The following is an 18,390-nucleotide window of genomic DNA, read 5'->3' on the forward strand; positions in this document are numbered from 1 at the left end:
AGTTTTTTTGGTAAAAAAAAATGGTCATATTCGTAGTAGATAAAAGTTATGAACAGAATTTTTGTCAATTATTGGTTATCAAGTTATTAACAAATATAGAATGGAAAAAACGTGTACAAGTGTTTGGGAAAGTTGTCTTGCGGTCATAAAAGATAACATACCGACACAAAGTTTTAAAACATGGTTCGAACCCGTTAAAGCTGTACGTCTTGAAGGAAACGTTTTAACTATTCAAGTACCTAGTTTGTTTTTCTACGAGTGGTTAGAAGAACATTACGTAGGTATCCTAAGAAAAACGGTTAAAAAGTTTTTAGGAGAGCAAGGTCGCTTAGAGTACAATATCGTAGTAGAGAAGTCCTCGGCAAACACTCCCTATACAACGAACATTCCTTCAAATGGAAATGGTGCAGAAGGCAAGAGACAATCTATTCCTGTTCCTGTAGCGCTTAATAAAAACATCAAGAATCCATTCGTGATTCCTGGCTTAAAGAAATTGCAAGTTGATCCGCAATTGAACCAAAACTATACATTCGACAATTTTATTGAAGGGGAGTGTAATCGTTTGGCTAGATCAGCAGGATATGCAGTAGCGAATAAACCGGGAGGTACATCATTTAATCCCTTGATGATTTATGGCGATGTAGGTTTGGGTAAGACACACCTTGCACAAGCAATCGGAAATGAAATCAAGCGTAATCTTCCAGACAAGCTCGTAATTTACGTGTCATGTGAGAAGTTCTGTCAACAGTTTGTTGACTCATTAAAGAACAACACGATCAATGACTTTGTAAATTTCTATCAAGCAATGGATGTCATCATTATGGATGATGTTCATAATTTTGCTGGTAAAGAGAAAACGCAGGATATCTTCTTCCATATCTTTAATCATTTGCATCAGACGGGCAAGCAGATTATCTTAACATCGGACAAGGCGCCAAAGGATCTGTCGGGATTAGAAGAACGCTTATTAAGCCGTTTTAAATGGGGCTTATCAGCGGATATTCAGGTTCCTGATCTAGAGACTCGTATGGCGATCTTAAAGAAAAAGATGTACTCGGACGGGATTGAGTTGCCAGAAAATGTGGTAGAGTATGTGGCAAATCAAATTGATAATTCGGTTCGTGAATTAGAGGGCGCTATGGTTTCTTTATTAGCACAATCTACATTGAACAAGCGAGAGATTGATTTGAACCTTGCAAAATCTATGTTGAAGAACTTTGTGAAGAATACCCACAAAGAGATTTCAATGGAATACATTCAAAAATTAGTTTGCGAATATTTCGAAGTACCAGTAGAAATGGTGAAGTCGAAAGTTCGGAAACGCGAAATTGTACAGGCGAGACAGATTTCTATGTATTTAGCTAAGAATCATACAAAATCATCGCTTAAATCGATAGGTAGTTTCTTTGGAGGACGTGATCACTCTACTGTAATCTATGCGTGTCAAACAGTTGAAGACTTAATCGAAACAGATAAGAAATTCAAGACTTACGTGCAAGATATTCAAAAGAAGTTAAAAGCTTCTTAAACATATAGTAAAGCAAAAGATTTTTAAAGGGTATCCATATAGGTACCCTTTTTTGTTATTGATCCAGTAGATCCTGGAAGTATTCTAAAAGTTGTGAGACATGGAAAGCATCCATTAAACCATGGTGTGCATGTATTGATATGGGCATCATCATTTTCCCGTCTGCCCCTCTCGCTAGTTTTCCGAAGGATATCTTCGGACAGGAGTCCTTTTTCGAGAAAGCGCGAGCATGCGATAACCCAGTGAAATTAAACCAAGGTAGTGCAGAAAAATGAATTTCATTTTCTCCCCAGGGTGTTGACAACAGTGTGTTGCTAGCTCTAACGGTCTTTATTTCTTGTAGTGCTTTTTCAATGAATATGGCTTCATCTTCATTGTATTTGAAATAACCGAATCCGAAGCTATTATCAGGCCTATTAACCGTGGAGGCAGCATAAACGCTATCAAAGAGGTACACCTCGCCATCTATAATTCTATACTTGAAGTTTTCTACGGCATTGCAGGCCATCAATGTACGATATAGATAGTATAGGAAGAATGATTTGTTCTGTGATTTGGCATTCGAATAAGCCAAGCTACAGTCTACTTGCACATTGATTCCAAAGAATGGTTCTTCAAAACTTGAAAAAAATTGAAAGTGATTTTTCCGGGGCCAGTTATTGATGTCAATTCTGGTTTTCATGTCTTCTTATGTGATGAATAATCTTATTTACAAAATTCAATATAAGACTAATAGTTGATTTGTAATAGACGTTTTATGTTGGCTAATAGGATCTATTTGTCCATTAGCATAAGAAAAGAGGGGTTTGACAATTGTCAAACCCCTCTTTTATATGAAACATGAATAATTCTAGATTATTGTTGTTGAGGTTGTGCCTCAGGTGCTTGTTGTTTCGTAGCACGCGCTTCAACGATTTTAGCATATAATGGTTTTTGCTCTTCTGTCAATAAACCAACTACTTTGCTATCTAAGTCTGCGGTAATAGCCGCAATTTGTTCTGCTTTCTTTGCTTCATCTGTTTGTGCAGTATCAGCTTTAATAGCCAATTTTGCTTTCTTTGCTTCTAACACAACATCATAGATTTGTGTTTGCTGCTCTTGAGTTAAATTCAATTGTGAAGTCCACTCGGTTACTGTTTGTTTCGCTTTTTCCTCTGGATTCACTTCTTGTGCAAATGTTAGAGTTAATGAAAATAATACTGCGGATACTGCTAAAAATAACTTTTTCATGATCTGTCTTTTTTCGTTAAACATTTATTATTTACTCCGTTTCTGTACAATAATAACAGGGCTTTGCATCTATTTATTGTTCAATTGTATCACGTTTGTTACTTTTTAACATATCTTAACAGGAAGGACATTAGATGAAAAGGGTATAAATAGGGATAAAAATAGCAGTAGAAACCCTTTAAATGGCTATTTTGAAATCTTATACCAGAAATACAATAAATGGAACCAATTAACAATTGGAAGTCGAACCAATCTAACTGTTATGATTAAGCAGCGTGTCTAATTTGGAAAGAAAGCGTGTCTCCTGATCAATTCTGGTTTCAATCGGGATGTAATAGAGCGGGATATTAGAAAACTTGGCTAAATCTAAACGTTGAGCGTCTTTCTCTGTTGTGAGGATAATCTTTCGATTTGAATCTACGCTTTTAAATGCATCCAATACCTTATTGTAGTCCGAATTGCTATAATTATGATGATCAGGAAATGCTATATGTATAAAAGGAATCCCCTGTTTTGATAGATAGCCCTCTAAAGGCTTAGGATTGGCTATTCCGGTAAACAGGATAACTGTGTGGTCTGTGAGATCTTCGATCGCTGGAGCCACTGTAAGTGGCCGAAGAGGCTTATATACTATATAAGAGTAGAAAATCTCTGCTGTCTTGTTCTGTTTTCGAATCTTACGCTCGATTTTATCTTTATTTTCCTTACTGATATTCTCGGGACACTTTGTAATCAAGATGATATCAGCACGTTTAGTCTGATTGAAGCCATCACGAAAATTTCCAGTTGGTAAAAGAAGTATTGGTTTTAGTAGGGAATAATATTCAAAAAGGAGTATAGAACATGTGGGCTTAACTTTCCGATGTTGAAAGGCATCATCTAACAGGATTAGGTTATGCTCTTTTTGAAGAATCTCAATACCTTCTGCCCTATTCTCATCAACCGCTACGGTAATATTCGGATGTTTTTTTTTTAATTGCAAAGGCTCATCTCCAACATGCTCAACGCTGTCCGAAACCTGAACTAACCGAAAACCCTTTGTTTTTCGACCATAACCTCTGCTAAGGGTTGCAAGGCGATAATCTGCTTGCAATTTGTCAACAAGTAATTGAACCAAGGGAGATTTACCTGCGCCTCCGACAGCCAAATTACCAATAACGACAGTGTTTACAGGAAAGGTTTTTGAAGTCAATATGCCGAGATCATAACATTGATTTCTAACCCAAATAATTAGGGTATAGAGGATGGTAAACGGGAGTAATAACCATCGTAAGATTAGCATAACTTACTTTTTGATAAGCTTAAGACCCACATCATTAACACCATGAAGTGGGTTCTCACGCATATTTTGTTCAATAGAAAACTTATATTTTCCGGTATCCGGAAAGCTGTAGCTTTCTTTAATTAAAACCGATTGCTCGTATAGATTGCCAGCAGATCGTCCGGTCCAACGTCCATCTAATTCCGCAAGCTTTATTTCATGTCTATAAGCGGTATCTTTTAATCCTTTCCCTTTCTCGTGCAATAGCAAATAGATATTCGAGAAGGGGTAGTAAGCATTATGACGAAGATTGACATAAACATCAAATTTGACGTTTTTATCGGTTATCTGAACTTCAAAAGCAGGCTTGTTCTTGTATTCCCAACTTTGATTGGGAATATCGATATTTTTCTCAAAGAAATATCCATCCTGGCAAGAACTAACCAATAAGGTCAGAATAAAAAACAAACCAATACATGTCTTCATTCGTACGATATACTTAGTTTTCTGGTTTTGGACCTCCATCCTGAGGTTTATTATTTCTTCTATTTCTATTGTTGTTTGGACGTTTTTTAGGCCGAGGAGCTTGATTTACATCTTTAGCTTCTCCGTCTTGTGCCTTGACAGGCTGTCCATCGTTGTTTGCACTATTTGCAGACTTTTGTTGAGGACGTCGATTCTCCGGCTTCGCTGTAGAATTTGTTTCTTGCTTCGGCTTCGGCGTTCCTTCTTGTTTATCGGCCGCAGCATTTGGGCTCTTTTTCTTCTTCTTCCTCTTTTTCTTATTACGATCGTCTAAGCGGGTCAAACTATCTTGACCTACAACATTTTCGTAATCTGGAGCAACTTCTTTTTCGTCTTCATCGTCCGGAACGATACCCAATTCGGCAGGTTTCTTACCCTCAGCATTCATCGCAGCGAATTCTTTGACCTTCTCAGCAGATAATGGAATCCAGTTCTCTGCTCTCGGGTATGAGAACCACATCGTCTTTTTAAAGATGTCGATCTTTTGTAAGTACGCGACGCCTATTTCCGTTTCAATACGCTCGATATTCGAAGGAATATCTTTTAACGCATCCATATAACTATCGAGCTCAAAGTTTAAGCAACATTTAAGTTTACCACATTGCCCAGCTAATTTAAGTGTATTGAGGGATAGATTTTGATAGCGCGCAGCTGACGTTGAAACAGTTTTAAAGTCCGTTAACCAAGTTGAACAGCATAATTCACGACCACAGCTACCAATACCACCTAAACGGCTAGCCTCTTGACGCATCCCGATCTGTCTCATTTCGATACGGATTCGGAAGGCCTCAGCCATACGCTTAATCAATTCACGAAAATCGACACGACCTTCTGCTGTATAATAAAACGTAGCTTTGGTTTTGTCTCCCTGATAGTCGACGTCGGAGATCTTCATAGAAAGACCCAGCTCTAAGGCTAAGTTACGTGCTCGGTGCATCGTTTCCCATTCCAAATCTTTAGCCATTTCATATTTGGCTACGTCATTTTCATTCGCTTTCCGATAGATTTTCTTAACAACGTCTTCCGCTTTTGTATTATTTTTCTTGAGTTGTAGGCGAACCAATTCGCCTGTTAATGATACGTGACCTATATCGTAACCACCTGTATTAGGTTCTACAGCCACCATCTCCCCCATCTCTAAATAAATATTGTCCGTATTGACAAAAAACTCTTTTCGAGAACCTTTAAATCTAACTTCTACAATATCAAACGGTTTATAATTTGATGGCAAGTCCATATCAACTAGCCAATCGTATATATCTAATTTATTACATCCGCTGGTCATGCACGTCCCGTTGTTGTTACAACCGGCCGGAACAGTACCTAGTGTCTTGCTTCCGCAACCACCCCCGGATGAGCAACTGCCACATCCCATATTTTCCTTTTTATATATATTGAGTCTCCTTAAGAGACGACTTGTATTTAAACAATAAAACTAACTGCAAAGATAAATCTAAAAATAATATTTTAGGATTTGCATTTCTTTCGACAGAATAATGCGTTTTTTCCAAGAGGTCGATCGCTTCCGTCAATTGCTCTAAGCTAGTTATTTCACTAAACTTTTGAACAAATTCAAGCTCCTGGCCCTTTAAAAACAACATGTTGGATGCGCCATTCTGTACTAAAACTATTTGACGAAGAACATTTATACAGTAGATTATGAAAATTTTCTGATTTTCTCTACCGAGTTTACTCAGCTCTTCTTCACATAACTGAATAATATTAAGACCAGAATCCGTTACTATAAACCGAAACCAACGAATGAGTAGATCGAAATGTGTATTCGATTCTTCCGCTAATTGATCGATCGCTTCCTGAATATTCCCATCAGCAATAAAAGCGATTTCGTTAGCGCGATCTGACGATAAGTGTTTTTCCTGAACTAAGTAAGTTGCTAGTTCCTCATGACTCAGCTTGTTGACCTTCACTAGTTGTGTTCTAGAAATAATTGTATTCAAGATTTTATCTTGATTTTCAGCAACGAGTAGAAATAAGGTCTTTGCAGGAGGTTCTTCAATTAATTTCAGAAGCGCATTCCCCTGCGTATCTAAGTATTCGGGCAACCACATGATAAGCACCTTATATTCGGCTTCAAATGCCTTCAGGCTAAGTTTTTTGATGATGTCGTGCGCCTCAGCGATATTGATGTTGGCTTGTTTGTTATCCGCTTCAAGTTGTCCACGCCAATGATTTAAACTTAGATAAGGATTATCTAGAAAAGCTTTACGCCACTCCTCCATGTAGGTAGTAGCTGTTTCATCAGCTTTCTTCGCAAAAAAGGGATAGGAAAAATGTAAATCTGGATGGATTAATTTCTCATATTTGATACAAGAGGAACATTTGCCGCAACTATCCGTTGCTTGTTTATCTTCGCAGTTGATAAATTGAGCATAGGCAAGCGCAAGTGCAAGACTTCCTGAACCCTCGGGACCGAGAAAGAGCTGCGCATGGCTGACCCGATTTTCTTTTACTGTAGAAACAAGCTGTTCTTTTAATGCTTGATGCCCTATTATCCTATTAAACTGCATACTTTATAGACAAAGTTACAAAAATATAGATACCTCATTGATTTTATTACCGAGTAACTCGTATTTGCATTTCAGATATTTAGATTCTTTTCTGTATTATTGCATATAAAAACTATTTTCCCAGGAAATGAGATTCATTGTATCCACCTCTATTTTATTAAAACAATTACAATCTATCAGCGGCGCTTCAAGCTCTAGCACGGTGCTCCCTATTTTAGAAAACTTTTTGTTTGAAATCAAAGACAACTTATTGACAATTTCAGCTACGGATTTACAAACCAGTATGGTTACGAGTTTGCAGATTGAAGCGAAAGAAGAAGGTCGTGTGGCAATGCCATCGAAAATCTTGATTGAAACGTTGAAAACGTTGCCAGATCAACCTGTTGCTTTTTCTGTAGACATGAGTACACTGGCGATTGAGATCAGTGCAGGCGATGGTAAGTATAAATTAAGCGGAGAAAATGCCGATGATTTCCCGAAAATCCCTGTTGTAGACAATATCTCAACGGTAAACCTTGCTGCACCAGTATTGTTAGAAGCAATTAACAAAACGATTTTTGCGGTAAGTAACGATGAACTTCGCCCGGCAATGTCTGGTGTATTAGTACAATTAGCGGAGCAGACCATAACTTTTGTAGCGACTGACGCTCATAAATTAGTTCGTTACCGTCGTACAGATATCGGTGCTGAAAAACCAACGTCATTAATCTTACCGAAGAAAGCGCTTACTTTATTGAAGTCATCTTTACCATCTGATGATGTGAATGTTTCAATTGAGTATAATAATACAAACGCATTCTTCCAATTCGGAAATATTAGCTTAATCTGTCGTTTAATCGATGAGCGTTACCCTGATTATGAAGCTGTAATACCTCGTTTAAATCCAAATAAGCTAACGGTAGATCGTTCACTGTTCTTAAATACATTACGTCGTGTTGTTATTTTCGCTAACAAAACAACACATCAAGTACGTTTAAAGATTTCTGGATCAGAGTTACACATTTCAGCAGAGGATCTAGACTTTTCTAATGAAGCACACGAGCGTCTAAGTTGTCAATTCGAAGGAGAAGACATGGAAATTGGTTTCAATGCGAAATTCTTAGTAGAGATGCTTAATAACTTAAACTGTGAGGAAGTTGTATTAGAGATGAGTACTCCTAATCGTGCAGGCCTATTGTTACCAGCGATTAAAGAAGATGGTGTTGACGTCTTGATGTTAGTGATGCCAGTGATGTTAAACAATATTTAATAGCAAAGCAATTGGAATTTATTTATACTATTATTGACTTTATTCTGCATATCGATGACCATCTGGTGGAAATCGTCAATAATTATCAAACTTGGACTTACTTAATCCTCTTCCTGATTATTTTTGCAGAAACAGGATTTGTTGTTACCCCATTTCTTCCTGGAGATTCCTTATTATTTGCAACAGGAGCGATTATCGCAAAACCAGAAACTGATCTAAACGTCTTTGTGATGTGGGGACTGTTAATGGTGGCAGGTATTTTAGGTGATATGGTGAATTACCATATCGGAAAATATTTTGGTCCGAAGGCCTTCAGTGGAAAATATAAATTCTTGAAAAAAGAATATCTAGAGAAAACAGAGAAATTCTACGAGAAATATGGTGGTAAAACGATCATTTATGCGCGTTTTGTTCCGATTATAAGAACCTTTGCTCCTTTCGTAGCAGGCGTTGGATCCATGTCATATGCAAAATTTGCTTCTTATAATGTTATTGGAGCTGTTGTATGGGTTACTTCATTCTTATTTATTGGATACTTCTTTGGAGGTTTACCTATTATCAAGGATAACTTTACTATCGTGATATTCGCTATTATCATCCTATCGATGGTACCGCCAATAATCGAAGTAATAAAAGAAAAATACGGAAAAAAGAAGGAAGCCAATTAGGCTTCCTTCTTTTTTTATACTTAAAGCACTCCCTCCTGACTGAAAGTAAAAGCGATAAACGTGTTTATTATTTTAATTGATAATCCAATCAAACTTTCGGAGTTTTGTACGGTATTTAAGATAGATGGAACTGATCACAACATTAATCGATTTTATCCTGCATATTGATAAGCATTTAGTCAATATTACGCAGGAATATCAAGCTTGGACCTACTTAATCCTTTTCCTGATTATTTTCGCTGAAACAGGTCTTGTCGTTACCCCTTTTCTTCCTGGCGATTCTGTTTTATTTGCTGCAGGGGCACTGATTGCTAAACCCGAAACCAATCTGAATATATTTGTGATGATGGGACTGTTGATTGCAGCTGCCATTATTGGAGATTTTGTGAACTATGAGATTGGGAAGCACTTTGGAGCAAGAGTTTTTAAGCCTGGATCCAAGATTTTTAAATCCGCTTATCTTGAAAAAACGCAAGGCTTCTATCAGAAATACGGACTAAAGACCATAATTTATGCTCGTTTTGTGCCAATCGTGCGCACTTTTGCCCCATTTGTAGCAGGTATTGTTAAAATGCCTTATCGACAATTTGGTGCTTATAATATAATTGGAGGAGTTTTGTGGGTCGCCCTGTTCTTATCGGTGGGCTATTTTTTCGGACAGATTCCCTTTGTAAAAAATAATTTTTCGCTTGTGGTACTGGCAATTATCTGCATATCACTGCTTCCTCCAATAATAGAAGTACTAAAGGGGCGTTTCTCAAAGAGACAGAAATTACAATAGCTGTTTAAACGCTTTTTGTAATTGCTAGTCTGTTTAAAGAAAAGCTATGCGTTATTTATTACTTGCTATAATCCTTTGGGCTAATCCCCTATTTGCACAGAAAAACATCAAGATCGACCGCTCCGAGGCTAAACAAGCCTATGAGTACCTCAATAAAATTCGGACTAATCCAGAGAAATATCGGCGTTCTTTGCAAATTTCAAATATTAATAAAGTTACACGGACGAAATTAAGCTGGAACAACAAACTGGCCAAGGCGGCGGAGTATAGGGCTTATGATATGGCTAATCGAAATTACTTTGACCACACTAATCCAGAGGGCATTGGCCCGAATTTCTATATCCAAGAAGCAGGATATGACTTAAATAAAGACTGGTTGAAGCGAAAATCAAATAATAATTTTGAATCTATTGCAGCGAATCATGAAAGTGGAAATGACGCCATCGATGCGTTTATAATAGGGCATGGCTCTCCCGGAAAAATGCATAGAAAGCACCTTTTAGGGATGGATCAATGGAATGGTTCTCTTCAAGATGTAGGCATAGGCTTTGCCCGTGTTCCACGTGGTTCAACCTATAAAACCTATATCTGCGTGATTATTGCTAAGCATGATTGGTAATTAGCCTATTTCTTTTCTTGAAGTTTTATACCTTTGCATATGATAAAATCGATGACAGGATACGGTATTGGTTCTGCTGATAATGGAACCGTTAAATATACTGTAGAAATCAAATCTTTAAATTCCAAGTTCTTAGAACTTAATCTTCGTCTACCCAAAGCCGTTTCTGACAAGGAACTTTTCCTTCGTGGGGAATGTAGTAAGCTGATCGAGCGCGGTAAAGTGAATATCAATATTTCTACAGAATATGTTGATCAGACAGCTAAAGGAGCATCGATTAATGCAGAATTGTTGAAGTCCTACTATTCAACATTGCAAGCGATAGCAAATCAATTGGGGGATACTAAAGCAAACATCTTCGAGCAGGCACTAAATATGCCAGAAGTAATTAGCCACGATGACGAAGTGGATGAAGAAGAAGGTAATGTGCTTACTTCGGCTTTTTATGCCGCTGTGGAGAAATTCAACACCTTTAGAAAAGATGAAGGCAATGTGTTAAAGCAAGATTTGCAACATCGCGTCGAATTGATATTATCGCATTTAACAGAAGTAGAAGCTGTTGAAGGTAGCCGAATCCCATTGATACGTGAACGTATTAATCAGTATATGGAGGAAGCTGTAGGAAAAGAAAATGTTGATATGAATCGTTTCGAACAAGAGCTCGTCTTTTATATTGAGAAATTGGATATCACGGAAGAAAAAGTTCGTTTACGCAGTCACTGTAATTATTTTATCAAAGCATTAAACGGTGCAGATTCCAATGGAAAGAAATTGGGCTTTATTTCTCAGGAGATGGGAAGAGAGATCAATACCTTGGGTTCTAAAGCAAATAATGCTCAGATCCAACAGATTGTGGTAAAAATGAAAGATGAATTAGAAAAAGTAAAAGAGCAATTGCTTAACGTACTATAGCATGAACGGTAAATTATTAATATTCTCTGCTCCCTCAGGTGCAGGAAAAACAACCATAGTTAAACGATTATTAGAAAAGCATAGTGATAAAATAGCTTTTTCCATTTCTGCTAGTACACGTGAAGCGCGCGGAACGGAGAAGGATGGAATTGATTATTATTTTATCTCCAAAGAGGACTTTCTTCATAAAGTAGCAAAACAAGAGTTTATTGAATTCGAAGAAGTTTATAGTGGCACTTTTTACGGAACGTTGCGATCAGAAGTAGAGCGCATCTGGAGTGAAGGGAAACACGTAATCTTTGATATTGATGTTGTTGGTGGGCTGCGTTTAAAATCAAAATTCCCGGATCAAGCGTTAGCGATTTTTGTGAACCCTCCATCTTTAGAAGTGCTAAAGGAAAGACTTACTGGTCGAGGAACCGATTCACCAGAAAAATTAAAGGAGCGTTTCGCTAAAGCGGAACACGAGCTTAGTTTTGCAAGCAAGTTTGATGTCGTGCTTCAAAACAATGATCTAGATACTGCCTGTGCGGAAGCCGAGAAACTAGTTTTAGATTTTATAAACGCTTAAATGAGTATTTCAAAGGTAGGTTTGTTCTTTGGTTCTTTTAATCCAGTGCATATTGGACACTTGATTATCGCGAACTATATGGCAAATTATACCCATTTAGATGAGGTTTGGTTTGTGGTATCCCCACAAAACCCATTTAAAGAAAAGAAGAGTTTGGGCAATATGTATGATCGTTTAGAGATGGTTAATCTAGCCATTGAAGATACCGAGAAGTTGAAAGCTTCTGACATCGAATTCAAATTGCCTCAACCCTCTTATACAATAGATACATTGACCCATTTGCGGGAAAAATATCCAAATAAGGAATTTACCTTAATTATGGGTGAAGATAATCTGCAAGGATTAATGAAGTGGAAGAATGCAGAGGTTCTCCTCCGTGATTACCAAATTGTGGTCTACCCCCGTCCGGGTTATGATGGCGGTGATCTTAAAAATCACCCTTCCATTCGAATGACCGACACGCCAGTTATGGAGTTATCCTCAACGTTTTTGCGTCAGGCTGTAAAAGAAGGAAAATCAATAAAATTCTATACTGCGGATAAGGTTATTGAATTTATCGATAAAAAGGGTTTATACACTTAGCAATCTTGCTAAACAGCGTCATTCCGATTTTTAAAAAAAATCAAAACAACTTTCCATTAGTCTTGTTGTCTTATTATAGATAATCACATAACATTAAAGGAGATTTTTATAATGGATAAGTTAGATTTAAAAGGAAAATGGAACGAGATGAAAGGTAAAATCAAGCAAGAATATGCGGATTGGACTGATGATGATTTGAAGTATGAAGAAGGTAAAGATGATGAGTTATTAGGAAGACTTCAACAAAAGCTCGGACAAACAAGAGAAGATGTTATTACCTGGCTGAAAGGTTTAGGATAATTAAAATGTAGTACAAATAGGAAAGGTGATTCATATGAATCACCTTTCTTTTTTTTGTCATTTTGTTTGTAGCTGAGGCCTACTTTATACTTAGCTCAAGCCTACCTTAGCCCTTGAACATTTGAATTTAAGGGCTAAGCTTCGAATTAGCTTGATGGCTATTAAGACATTGTCTGTCTTCATCTGGTCGACATAATGAATAAATAACATAATCATCAATTTTGCATAAAGGTACTTTTCACTTCTTTTCTCTAACTTAGCATTATGTCAAAAAAGAAACCCACTATACTTGTTGTCAATGATGACGGAATTACTGCTCCGGGCATAAAAGTGCTTCTAGAGGTGATGCAGGAAATTGGAGAGGTGATTGTTGTCGCTCCTGACAGTCCTCAATCGGGAATGGGACATGCCATTACGATTGGTAGACCATTACGATTAGATAAAATCGATTTATATGCGGGTGTTGAAATGTATAAATGCTCCGGTACACCGGTTGATTGTGTTAAACTTGCAGTAAACAAAATATTTAAAGGCAAGAAGCCTGATTTATGTGTTTCGGGAATTAATCATGGGTTGAATTATTCCATCAACGTCCTGTATTCAGGCACCATGTCTGCAGCGGTCGAAGGTGCTATTGAAGACATTCCTTCCATCGGGTTTTCATTGGATGACTTTTCGCATCACGCGGATTTCTCGCATACAAGAAGCTATGTGAAAACTATTGCGCAGCAGGTGCTATTGAATGGACTTCCTAAGAATACGCTGTTAAACGTTAATTTTCCAAATGCTTCAAAAGAGATTCAAGGGATTAAAGTATGCCGTCAGGCAAATGCGAAGTGGTTTGAGGAATTTGACGAGCGCTTAGATCCATATAATAGAGAGTATTTTTGGATGACGGGTAATTTTCTGCTACAGGATCGTGGAGAGGATACGGATGTATATGCTTTGGCCAACGGATTTGTATCCATTGTTCCTACGCAGTTTGATATGACCGCACATCATGCTATCCCGGAATTGAATTCATGGAGCTTTGACGGAAAATAAGAAATGAAGAATAATTTTTTATTGGGTTTGGTATTAGGAATTATCGCTCCCGTTTTAAGTTACTGTTTAACTGTGTTTACCGACTTGCAAATGCAGCTGTTTCCAAGTAAACCTGCCGGATTTTATGTGTTGGCAGCGACTGTTAATTTGGTCGGTGCCTGGATGGCACATAAGCGTGGTTTCGATAAAATTGCAACCGGATTGATTCTGGCTACATTCTTAGGGATGATGGCGCTAATTTTTACAAAAAATATTTCAATTTAGGCCTAGGAGGCTATTTAGATATGGATAAGTTAACACTGGGATTCTCTCCCTGTCCAAATGATACTTTTATTTTCGACGCGTTAATTCATGAGAAGATTGATACCGAGGGCTTACAGTTCCACGTGGAATATCATGATGTCGAAACCTTAAATGAGAAAGCTTTCAGCAATGATTTGGATATCACAAAATTGAGTTACCATGCTTTCGCTTATGCGGTGGAAGACTATGAGCTGTTAGATGCAGGAAGCGCCTTGGGGTTTGGCGTGGGGCCTCTTTTGATCTGCAAAGACGCAAAACTAGCGGAAAAATTAGCGTCCTATGTGGGTGGAGAATTGCCCTCGGAGCTAGCAGAATTAAAAATTGGAATCCCAGGGAAATATACAACAGCGAACTTCTTATTGGGCTTGGCATTTCCAACTTTAACGAATAAGAAAGAGATGGTTTTCTCAGAAATTGAAAAATCCCTATTGGATGGCAGCATCGATTTGGGGCTGATCATCCATGAAAATAGATTCACCTATATGCAGAAAGGATTGCATAAAGTTGCTGATCTAGGAGATTTTTGGGAAAAAACGACCGGTTCTCCGATTCCTTTAGGTGGGATTGTCATAAAGCGTTCCTTGTCGAAAGAGGTTAAGGAACGGGTGAACAGATTGATTAAGGAAAGCGTGCAATTTGGCTTCGCAAATCCGAAATCGGGGTTGGAATATATTCGATCTCATGCCCAAGAAATGGAAGAAGAGGTCATGTATAAACATATTGAATTGTACGTTAATAGCTATTCAGAGCAGTTAGGCGTAGAGGGAAGAAGGGCCGTCGATCGTATGTTTCAAAAAGCAAGAGCCTTAAATCTAATCCCTCCAACGGAGAAAAATATATATTTAATAAAATAATTGATAAAAAAGATTTGGGAAACTGTTAGTTATCATCTGTAATAACTAAATTTGCCCGATTAATGTCAAAATGTCTGCTACTAGGGTTTGGAGTCATTATTGTACATGCCAATACAGAAATAGAGAATTATGTTAAAATTTTTAAGCAAATTATTCGGCAGTAAGTCTGAAAGAGATATCAAAGGGATACAACCGATTGTACAGAAGATAAAGGATGAGTACGAAAAACTATCGGGCTTGAGCCATGATGAATTACGCGGAAAAACCTTAGCATTTAAAACTAGAATTGCAGAGTATTTGCAAGACATTGATAAAGAAATAAACGAATTGAACCTACATGCGGAGACTACCGAAGACATGGAGGACAAGACGGCAACCTACGAAAAGGTTGATAAATTAACCAAAGACCGCGATAAGCAGTTAGAAGAGGTTTTGGCGGAGATTCTTCCAGAAGCCTTTGCTGTTGTTAAAGAAACAGCAAGACGTTTTACAGAAAATAAAGAAATTAAAGTTACTGCAAGTGACTTCGACCGCGATCTAGCGGTTCGAAAATCAAACGTAACTATAGATGGTGATTCTGCTATTTGGAAAAATACATGGTCAGCAGCAGGTACTGATGTTACTTGGAATATGGTTCACTACGACGTACAGTTGATTGGTGGTATTGTATTGCACCAAGGAAAGATCGCAGAGATGTCTACGGGTGAGGGTAAAACGTTAGTTGGTACTTTGCCAACGTATTTGAATGCCCTTTCTGGTCAAGGTATCCATATCGTAACGGTCAATGATTATTTAGCACGTCGTGACTCGGAGTGGAATGGCCCGATTTTCGAATTCCATGGATTAAGCGTGGATTGTATCGACAAACATCAGCCAAATTCTCCACAACGTCGTCAAGCTTATCAGTCGGATATTGTTTACGGAACGAACAATGAGTTTGGTTTCGACTATTTACGTGACAACATGACAAATACGAAGGAGTCGATGGTTCAACGTAAGTTGCATTTTGCAATGATCGATGAGGTTGACTCAGTTTTGATTGATGATGCACGTACGCCATTGATTATCTCTGGTCCTATCCCAATGGGAGATCAACACGAATTCTATCAATTAAAGCCAAGAATTGAGCGCTTAGTAAACGCACAGAAGGCTTATATCAACACCGTATTAAACCAGGCTAAGAAAGCGATTGCAGAAGGCGATACTGATGTTGAGAAAGGTGGTTTGGCACTATTCCGTGCTCACCGCGGATTACCAAAAAATAAAGCGTTAATCAAGTTTTTAAGCGAGAGCAATCACCGTCAGGTATTGCAGAAAGTTGAAAACTACTATATGCAGGAGCAGAATCGTCATATGCCAAAAGCAGATGCGGAGTTGTTCTTTGTTATTGATGAGAAAAACAATCAAGTAGAGCTTACAGAAAAAGGTATTGAATTAATTACAGCGACAGGCGAGGATCCGAGCTTCTTTATTTTACCAGACGTAGGTACTGAAATTGCAGAGATTGAAAAAATCGATATCCCTGTTGAAGAGAAAGCGCAACGTAAAGAAGAGTTAATGCGTGATTACTCAGTAAAAGCAGAGCGAATTCACTCAATTAACCAATTATTGAAGGCTTATACATTATTCGAAATTGATGATCAATATATCGTTGATGAGGGTAAGGTGAAGATCGTAGATGAGCAAACAGGTCGTATTATGGATGGTCGTCGTTATTCAGACGGTCTACATCAAGCGATTGAAGCGAAAGAAAATGTGAAAGTAGAAGATGCGACACAAACTTACGCGACGATTACTTTGCAAAACTACTTCCGTATGTACCATAAATTATCAGGTATGACGGGTACTGCTTCGACTGAAGCGGGTGAGCTTTGGGAAATCTACAAATTAGACGTTGTCGAGATCCCAACAAACAAAGGAATTCAACGTGATGACCGTCAAGATTTTATCTACCGTACGGCGCGCGAAAAATATAATGCGGTTGCTCAGGAGATTCAGAAGTTAACAGAAGAAGGTCGTCCAGTATTAGTGGGTACTACTTCCGTTGAAATTTCTGAACTATTAAGTCGTATGTTGAAGCTTCGTGGTGTTAAACACAATGTGTTAAACGCGAAGTTACACCAAAAAGAGGCTGATATCGTTGCAGAAGCTGGTCGTCCAGGTCAAGTAACCATTGCGACAAACATGGCTGGTCGTGGTACGGATATTAAGTTAACAGAAGAGGTTATCAATGCGGGCGGTTTAGCGATTATCGGTACAGAGCGTCATGAATCACGTCGTGTTGACCGTCAGTTAAGAGGTCGTGCGGGACGTCAAGGTGACCCGGGATCATCTCAATTCTTCGTGTCATTAGAAGATCCATTGATGCGTTTATTTGCGTCAGAGCGTATTTCTAACTTGATGGTGAAGATGGGCGTTGAAGATGGCGAAGTAATGCAACACAGCATGTTAACTAAGTCTATCGAGCGTGCGCAACGCAAAGTAGAGGAGAACAACTTCGGGATTCGTAAACGTCTATTAGAGTATGATGACGTAATGAACTCTCAACGTAAGGTTATTTATACGAAACGTAAGAATGCTTTATTTGGAGAACGTTTAGACGTGGATTTGAACAATACAATTTATGATGTTGTTGAGGATATCGTATTACAAGCAAAAGAGGACAATAATTTTGATGAATTCCAAATCGAGGTAATCCGCGTATTTGCTGTGAACCCTGAGATTTCTAGTGAGGAATTCGCATCGACCGCAGGTCTTGATTTAGTTGAGAAATTATTTACTCAAGTAATCAACTATTACCATAAAAAAGCAGAAAATATCGCTGCATTGACCTTGCCAGTATTGACGAACGTAATGGCTGAGCGTGGTGGAATGATCGAAAATATTGTAATTCCTTTCTCTGATGGCATTCGTGGCATCCAAGTTGCTTCAAACCTTAAGAAAGCGATTGAAAGCAACGGTAAGGATGTGTTCAGATCATTTGAAAAAGGGATCGTTTTAGCCTTAATTGATGAGGCATGGAAAGAACACCTTCGTGAGATGGATGATTTGAAACAATCTGTTCAGAACGCTGTTTATGAACAAAAGGATCCGATTATTATCTACAAAATGGAGGCTTATAACTTGTTTAAGGCTATGTTAGCTTCCATGAATAAAGATATCGTTAGTTTCTTATTCAAAGGAGAGATTCCAGGACAACAACAAGACGCTCAGAATATTCAAGCGGCTCGTCCGGAGGCACCTCGTGTGAAAACGACTGAAACGAAAGAGGAACTTAGTTCACCAACGGGCGTTAGTGAAGAAGATTTGAATACCCAAGAGCCACAAGTTACCCAACCGATTCGTAAAGAGCAGGAAGTGGGAAGAAATGATGAGTGTCCTTGTGGATCAGGTCTTAAATACAAGAACTGTCACGGAAAACAAGGTTAAAAAATA

General features: G+C 38.1%; 19 protein-coding genes. 13 read left to right on the forward strand and 6 right to left on the reverse strand.

The genetic code is table 11. The annotated features are described in order from the left end of the window. Nucleotides 1–100 precede the first annotated feature (100 nt). The gene (gene dnaA / locus GFH32_RS00005) at nucleotides 101–1,528 is read left to right on the forward strand and encodes a chromosomal replication initiator protein DnaA (RefSeq protein ID WP_153509124.1); all 1,428 of its coding nucleotides are present in this window, start codon (nucleotides 101–103) and stop codon (nucleotides 1,526–1,528) included. Between the two features lie 55 nt (nucleotides 1,529–1,583). On the opposite strand, the gene GFH32_RS00010 is transcribed toward dnaA, so the two are convergent. The 6 genes from GFH32_RS00010 to GFH32_RS00035 form a co-directional block, all read right to left on the reverse strand. Further along, nucleotides 1,584–2,210, reverse strand: a complete 627-nt coding sequence (locus tag GFH32_RS00010) for a CatA-like O-acetyltransferase (RefSeq protein WP_153509126.1) — start codon at nucleotides 2,208–2,210, stop codon at nucleotides 1,584–1,586. Nucleotides 2,211–2,383: 173 nt separating this feature from the next. Beyond that, nucleotides 2,384–2,758, reverse strand: a complete 375-nt coding sequence (locus tag GFH32_RS00015; protein WP_153509128.1) for a hypothetical protein — start codon at nucleotides 2,756–2,758, stop codon at nucleotides 2,384–2,386. A gap of 253 nt (nucleotides 2,759–3,011) precedes the next feature. Next, nucleotides 3,012–4,040, reverse strand: coding sequence for a tetraacyldisaccharide 4'-kinase (gene lpxK, locus GFH32_RS00020; protein WP_153509130.1), 1,029 nt, complete (start codon nucleotides 4,038–4,040; stop codon nucleotides 3,012–3,014). Between the two features lie 3 nt (nucleotides 4,041–4,043). After that, nucleotides 4,044–4,505 carry a gliding motility lipoprotein GldH gene (locus GFH32_RS00025; protein ID WP_160366849.1) on the reverse strand — a complete coding sequence of 154 codons (462 nt, stop codon included), beginning with the start codon at nucleotides 4,503–4,505 and terminating at the stop codon, nucleotides 4,044–4,046. Nucleotides 4,506–4,518: 13 nt separating this feature from the next. Further along, nucleotides 4,519–5,829, reverse strand: a complete 1,311-nt coding sequence (locus tag GFH32_RS00030) for a PSP1 domain-containing protein (RefSeq protein ID WP_153509134.1) — start codon at nucleotides 5,827–5,829, stop codon at nucleotides 4,519–4,521. A gap of 100 nt (nucleotides 5,830–5,929) precedes the next feature. Continuing rightward, nucleotides 5,930–7,072 carry a DNA polymerase III subunit gene (locus tag GFH32_RS00035; RefSeq protein ID WP_153509136.1) on the reverse strand — a complete coding sequence of 381 codons (1,143 nt, stop codon included), beginning with the start codon at nucleotides 7,070–7,072 and terminating at the stop codon, nucleotides 5,930–5,932. 127 nt (nucleotides 7,073–7,199) lie between these two features. Here GFH32_RS00035 and dnaN point away from each other — a divergent pair, with 127 nt between their 5' ends. From dnaN to secA, 12 genes are all read left to right on the forward strand, one after another. Further along, the gene (gene dnaN, locus GFH32_RS00040; protein WP_153509137.1) at nucleotides 7,200–8,321 is read left to right on the forward strand and encodes a DNA polymerase III subunit beta; all 1,122 of its coding nucleotides are present in this window, start codon (nucleotides 7,200–7,202) and stop codon (nucleotides 8,319–8,321) included. An 11-nt stretch (nucleotides 8,322–8,332) separates the two neighbouring features. Continuing rightward, entirely contained in the window at nucleotides 8,333–8,989 is a 657-nt protein-coding gene (locus GFH32_RS00045; protein ID WP_153509138.1) for a DedA family protein, read from the forward strand. 124 nt (nucleotides 8,990–9,113) lie between these two features. Continuing rightward, complete coding sequence (locus GFH32_RS00050; RefSeq protein ID WP_153509139.1) at nucleotides 9,114–9,770, forward strand: DedA family protein; 657 nt, start codon at nucleotides 9,114–9,116, stop codon at nucleotides 9,768–9,770. Nucleotides 9,771–9,816: 46 nt separating this feature from the next. Beyond that, on the forward strand, nucleotides 9,817–10,389 hold the full coding sequence (locus tag GFH32_RS00055; protein ID WP_153509140.1) for a CAP domain-containing protein: 573 nt from the start codon (nucleotides 9,817–9,819) through the stop codon (nucleotides 10,387–10,389). Nucleotides 10,390–10,428: 39 nt separating this feature from the next. Then, nucleotides 10,429–11,301 carry a YicC/YloC family endoribonuclease gene (locus GFH32_RS00060; RefSeq protein WP_153509141.1) on the forward strand — a complete coding sequence of 291 codons (873 nt, stop codon included), beginning with the start codon at nucleotides 10,429–10,431 and terminating at the stop codon, nucleotides 11,299–11,301. A 1-nt stretch (nucleotide 11,302) separates the two neighbouring features. Next, the gene (gene gmk, locus GFH32_RS00065; RefSeq protein ID WP_153509142.1) at nucleotides 11,303–11,872 is read left to right on the forward strand and encodes a guanylate kinase; all 570 of its coding nucleotides are present in this window, start codon (nucleotides 11,303–11,305) and stop codon (nucleotides 11,870–11,872) included. Next, the gene (gene nadD / locus GFH32_RS00070; RefSeq protein ID WP_194285654.1) at nucleotides 11,873–12,454 is read left to right on the forward strand and encodes a nicotinate (nicotinamide) nucleotide adenylyltransferase; all 582 of its coding nucleotides are present in this window, start codon (nucleotides 11,873–11,875) and stop codon (nucleotides 12,452–12,454) included. A gap of 111 nt (nucleotides 12,455–12,565) precedes the next feature. After that, entirely contained in the window at nucleotides 12,566–12,754 is a 189-nt protein-coding gene (locus tag GFH32_RS00075; protein ID WP_149524213.1) for a CsbD family protein, read from the forward strand. Nucleotides 12,755–13,018: 264 nt separating this feature from the next. Beyond that, a complete protein-coding gene (surE, locus tag GFH32_RS00080; RefSeq protein ID WP_153509143.1) occupies nucleotides 13,019–13,798 on the forward strand; it encodes a 5'/3'-nucleotidase SurE in 780 nt (259 codons plus the stop codon). Between the two features lie 3 nt (nucleotides 13,799–13,801). Continuing rightward, nucleotides 13,802–14,062: a hypothetical protein gene (locus tag GFH32_RS00085; RefSeq protein WP_153509144.1), complete on the forward strand. Its 261-nt coding sequence runs from the start codon at nucleotides 13,802–13,804 to the stop codon at nucleotides 14,060–14,062. Between the two features lie 20 nt (nucleotides 14,063–14,082). Further along, complete coding sequence (locus tag GFH32_RS00090; protein ID WP_153509145.1) at nucleotides 14,083–14,955, forward strand: 1,4-dihydroxy-6-naphthoate synthase; 873 nt, start codon at nucleotides 14,083–14,085, stop codon at nucleotides 14,953–14,955. Nucleotides 14,956–15,084: 129 nt separating this feature from the next. After that, a complete protein-coding gene (gene secA, locus GFH32_RS00095) occupies nucleotides 15,085–18,384 on the forward strand; it encodes a preprotein translocase subunit SecA (RefSeq protein ID WP_153509146.1) in 3,300 nt (1,099 codons plus the stop codon). Nucleotides 18,385–18,390 lie beyond the last annotated feature (6 nt).

This window comes from Sphingobacteruim zhuxiongii, assembly GCF_009557615.1.
GTDB classification, from domain to species: domain Bacteria; phylum Bacteroidota; class Bacteroidia; order Sphingobacteriales; family Sphingobacteriaceae; genus Sphingobacterium; species Sphingobacterium zhuxiongii.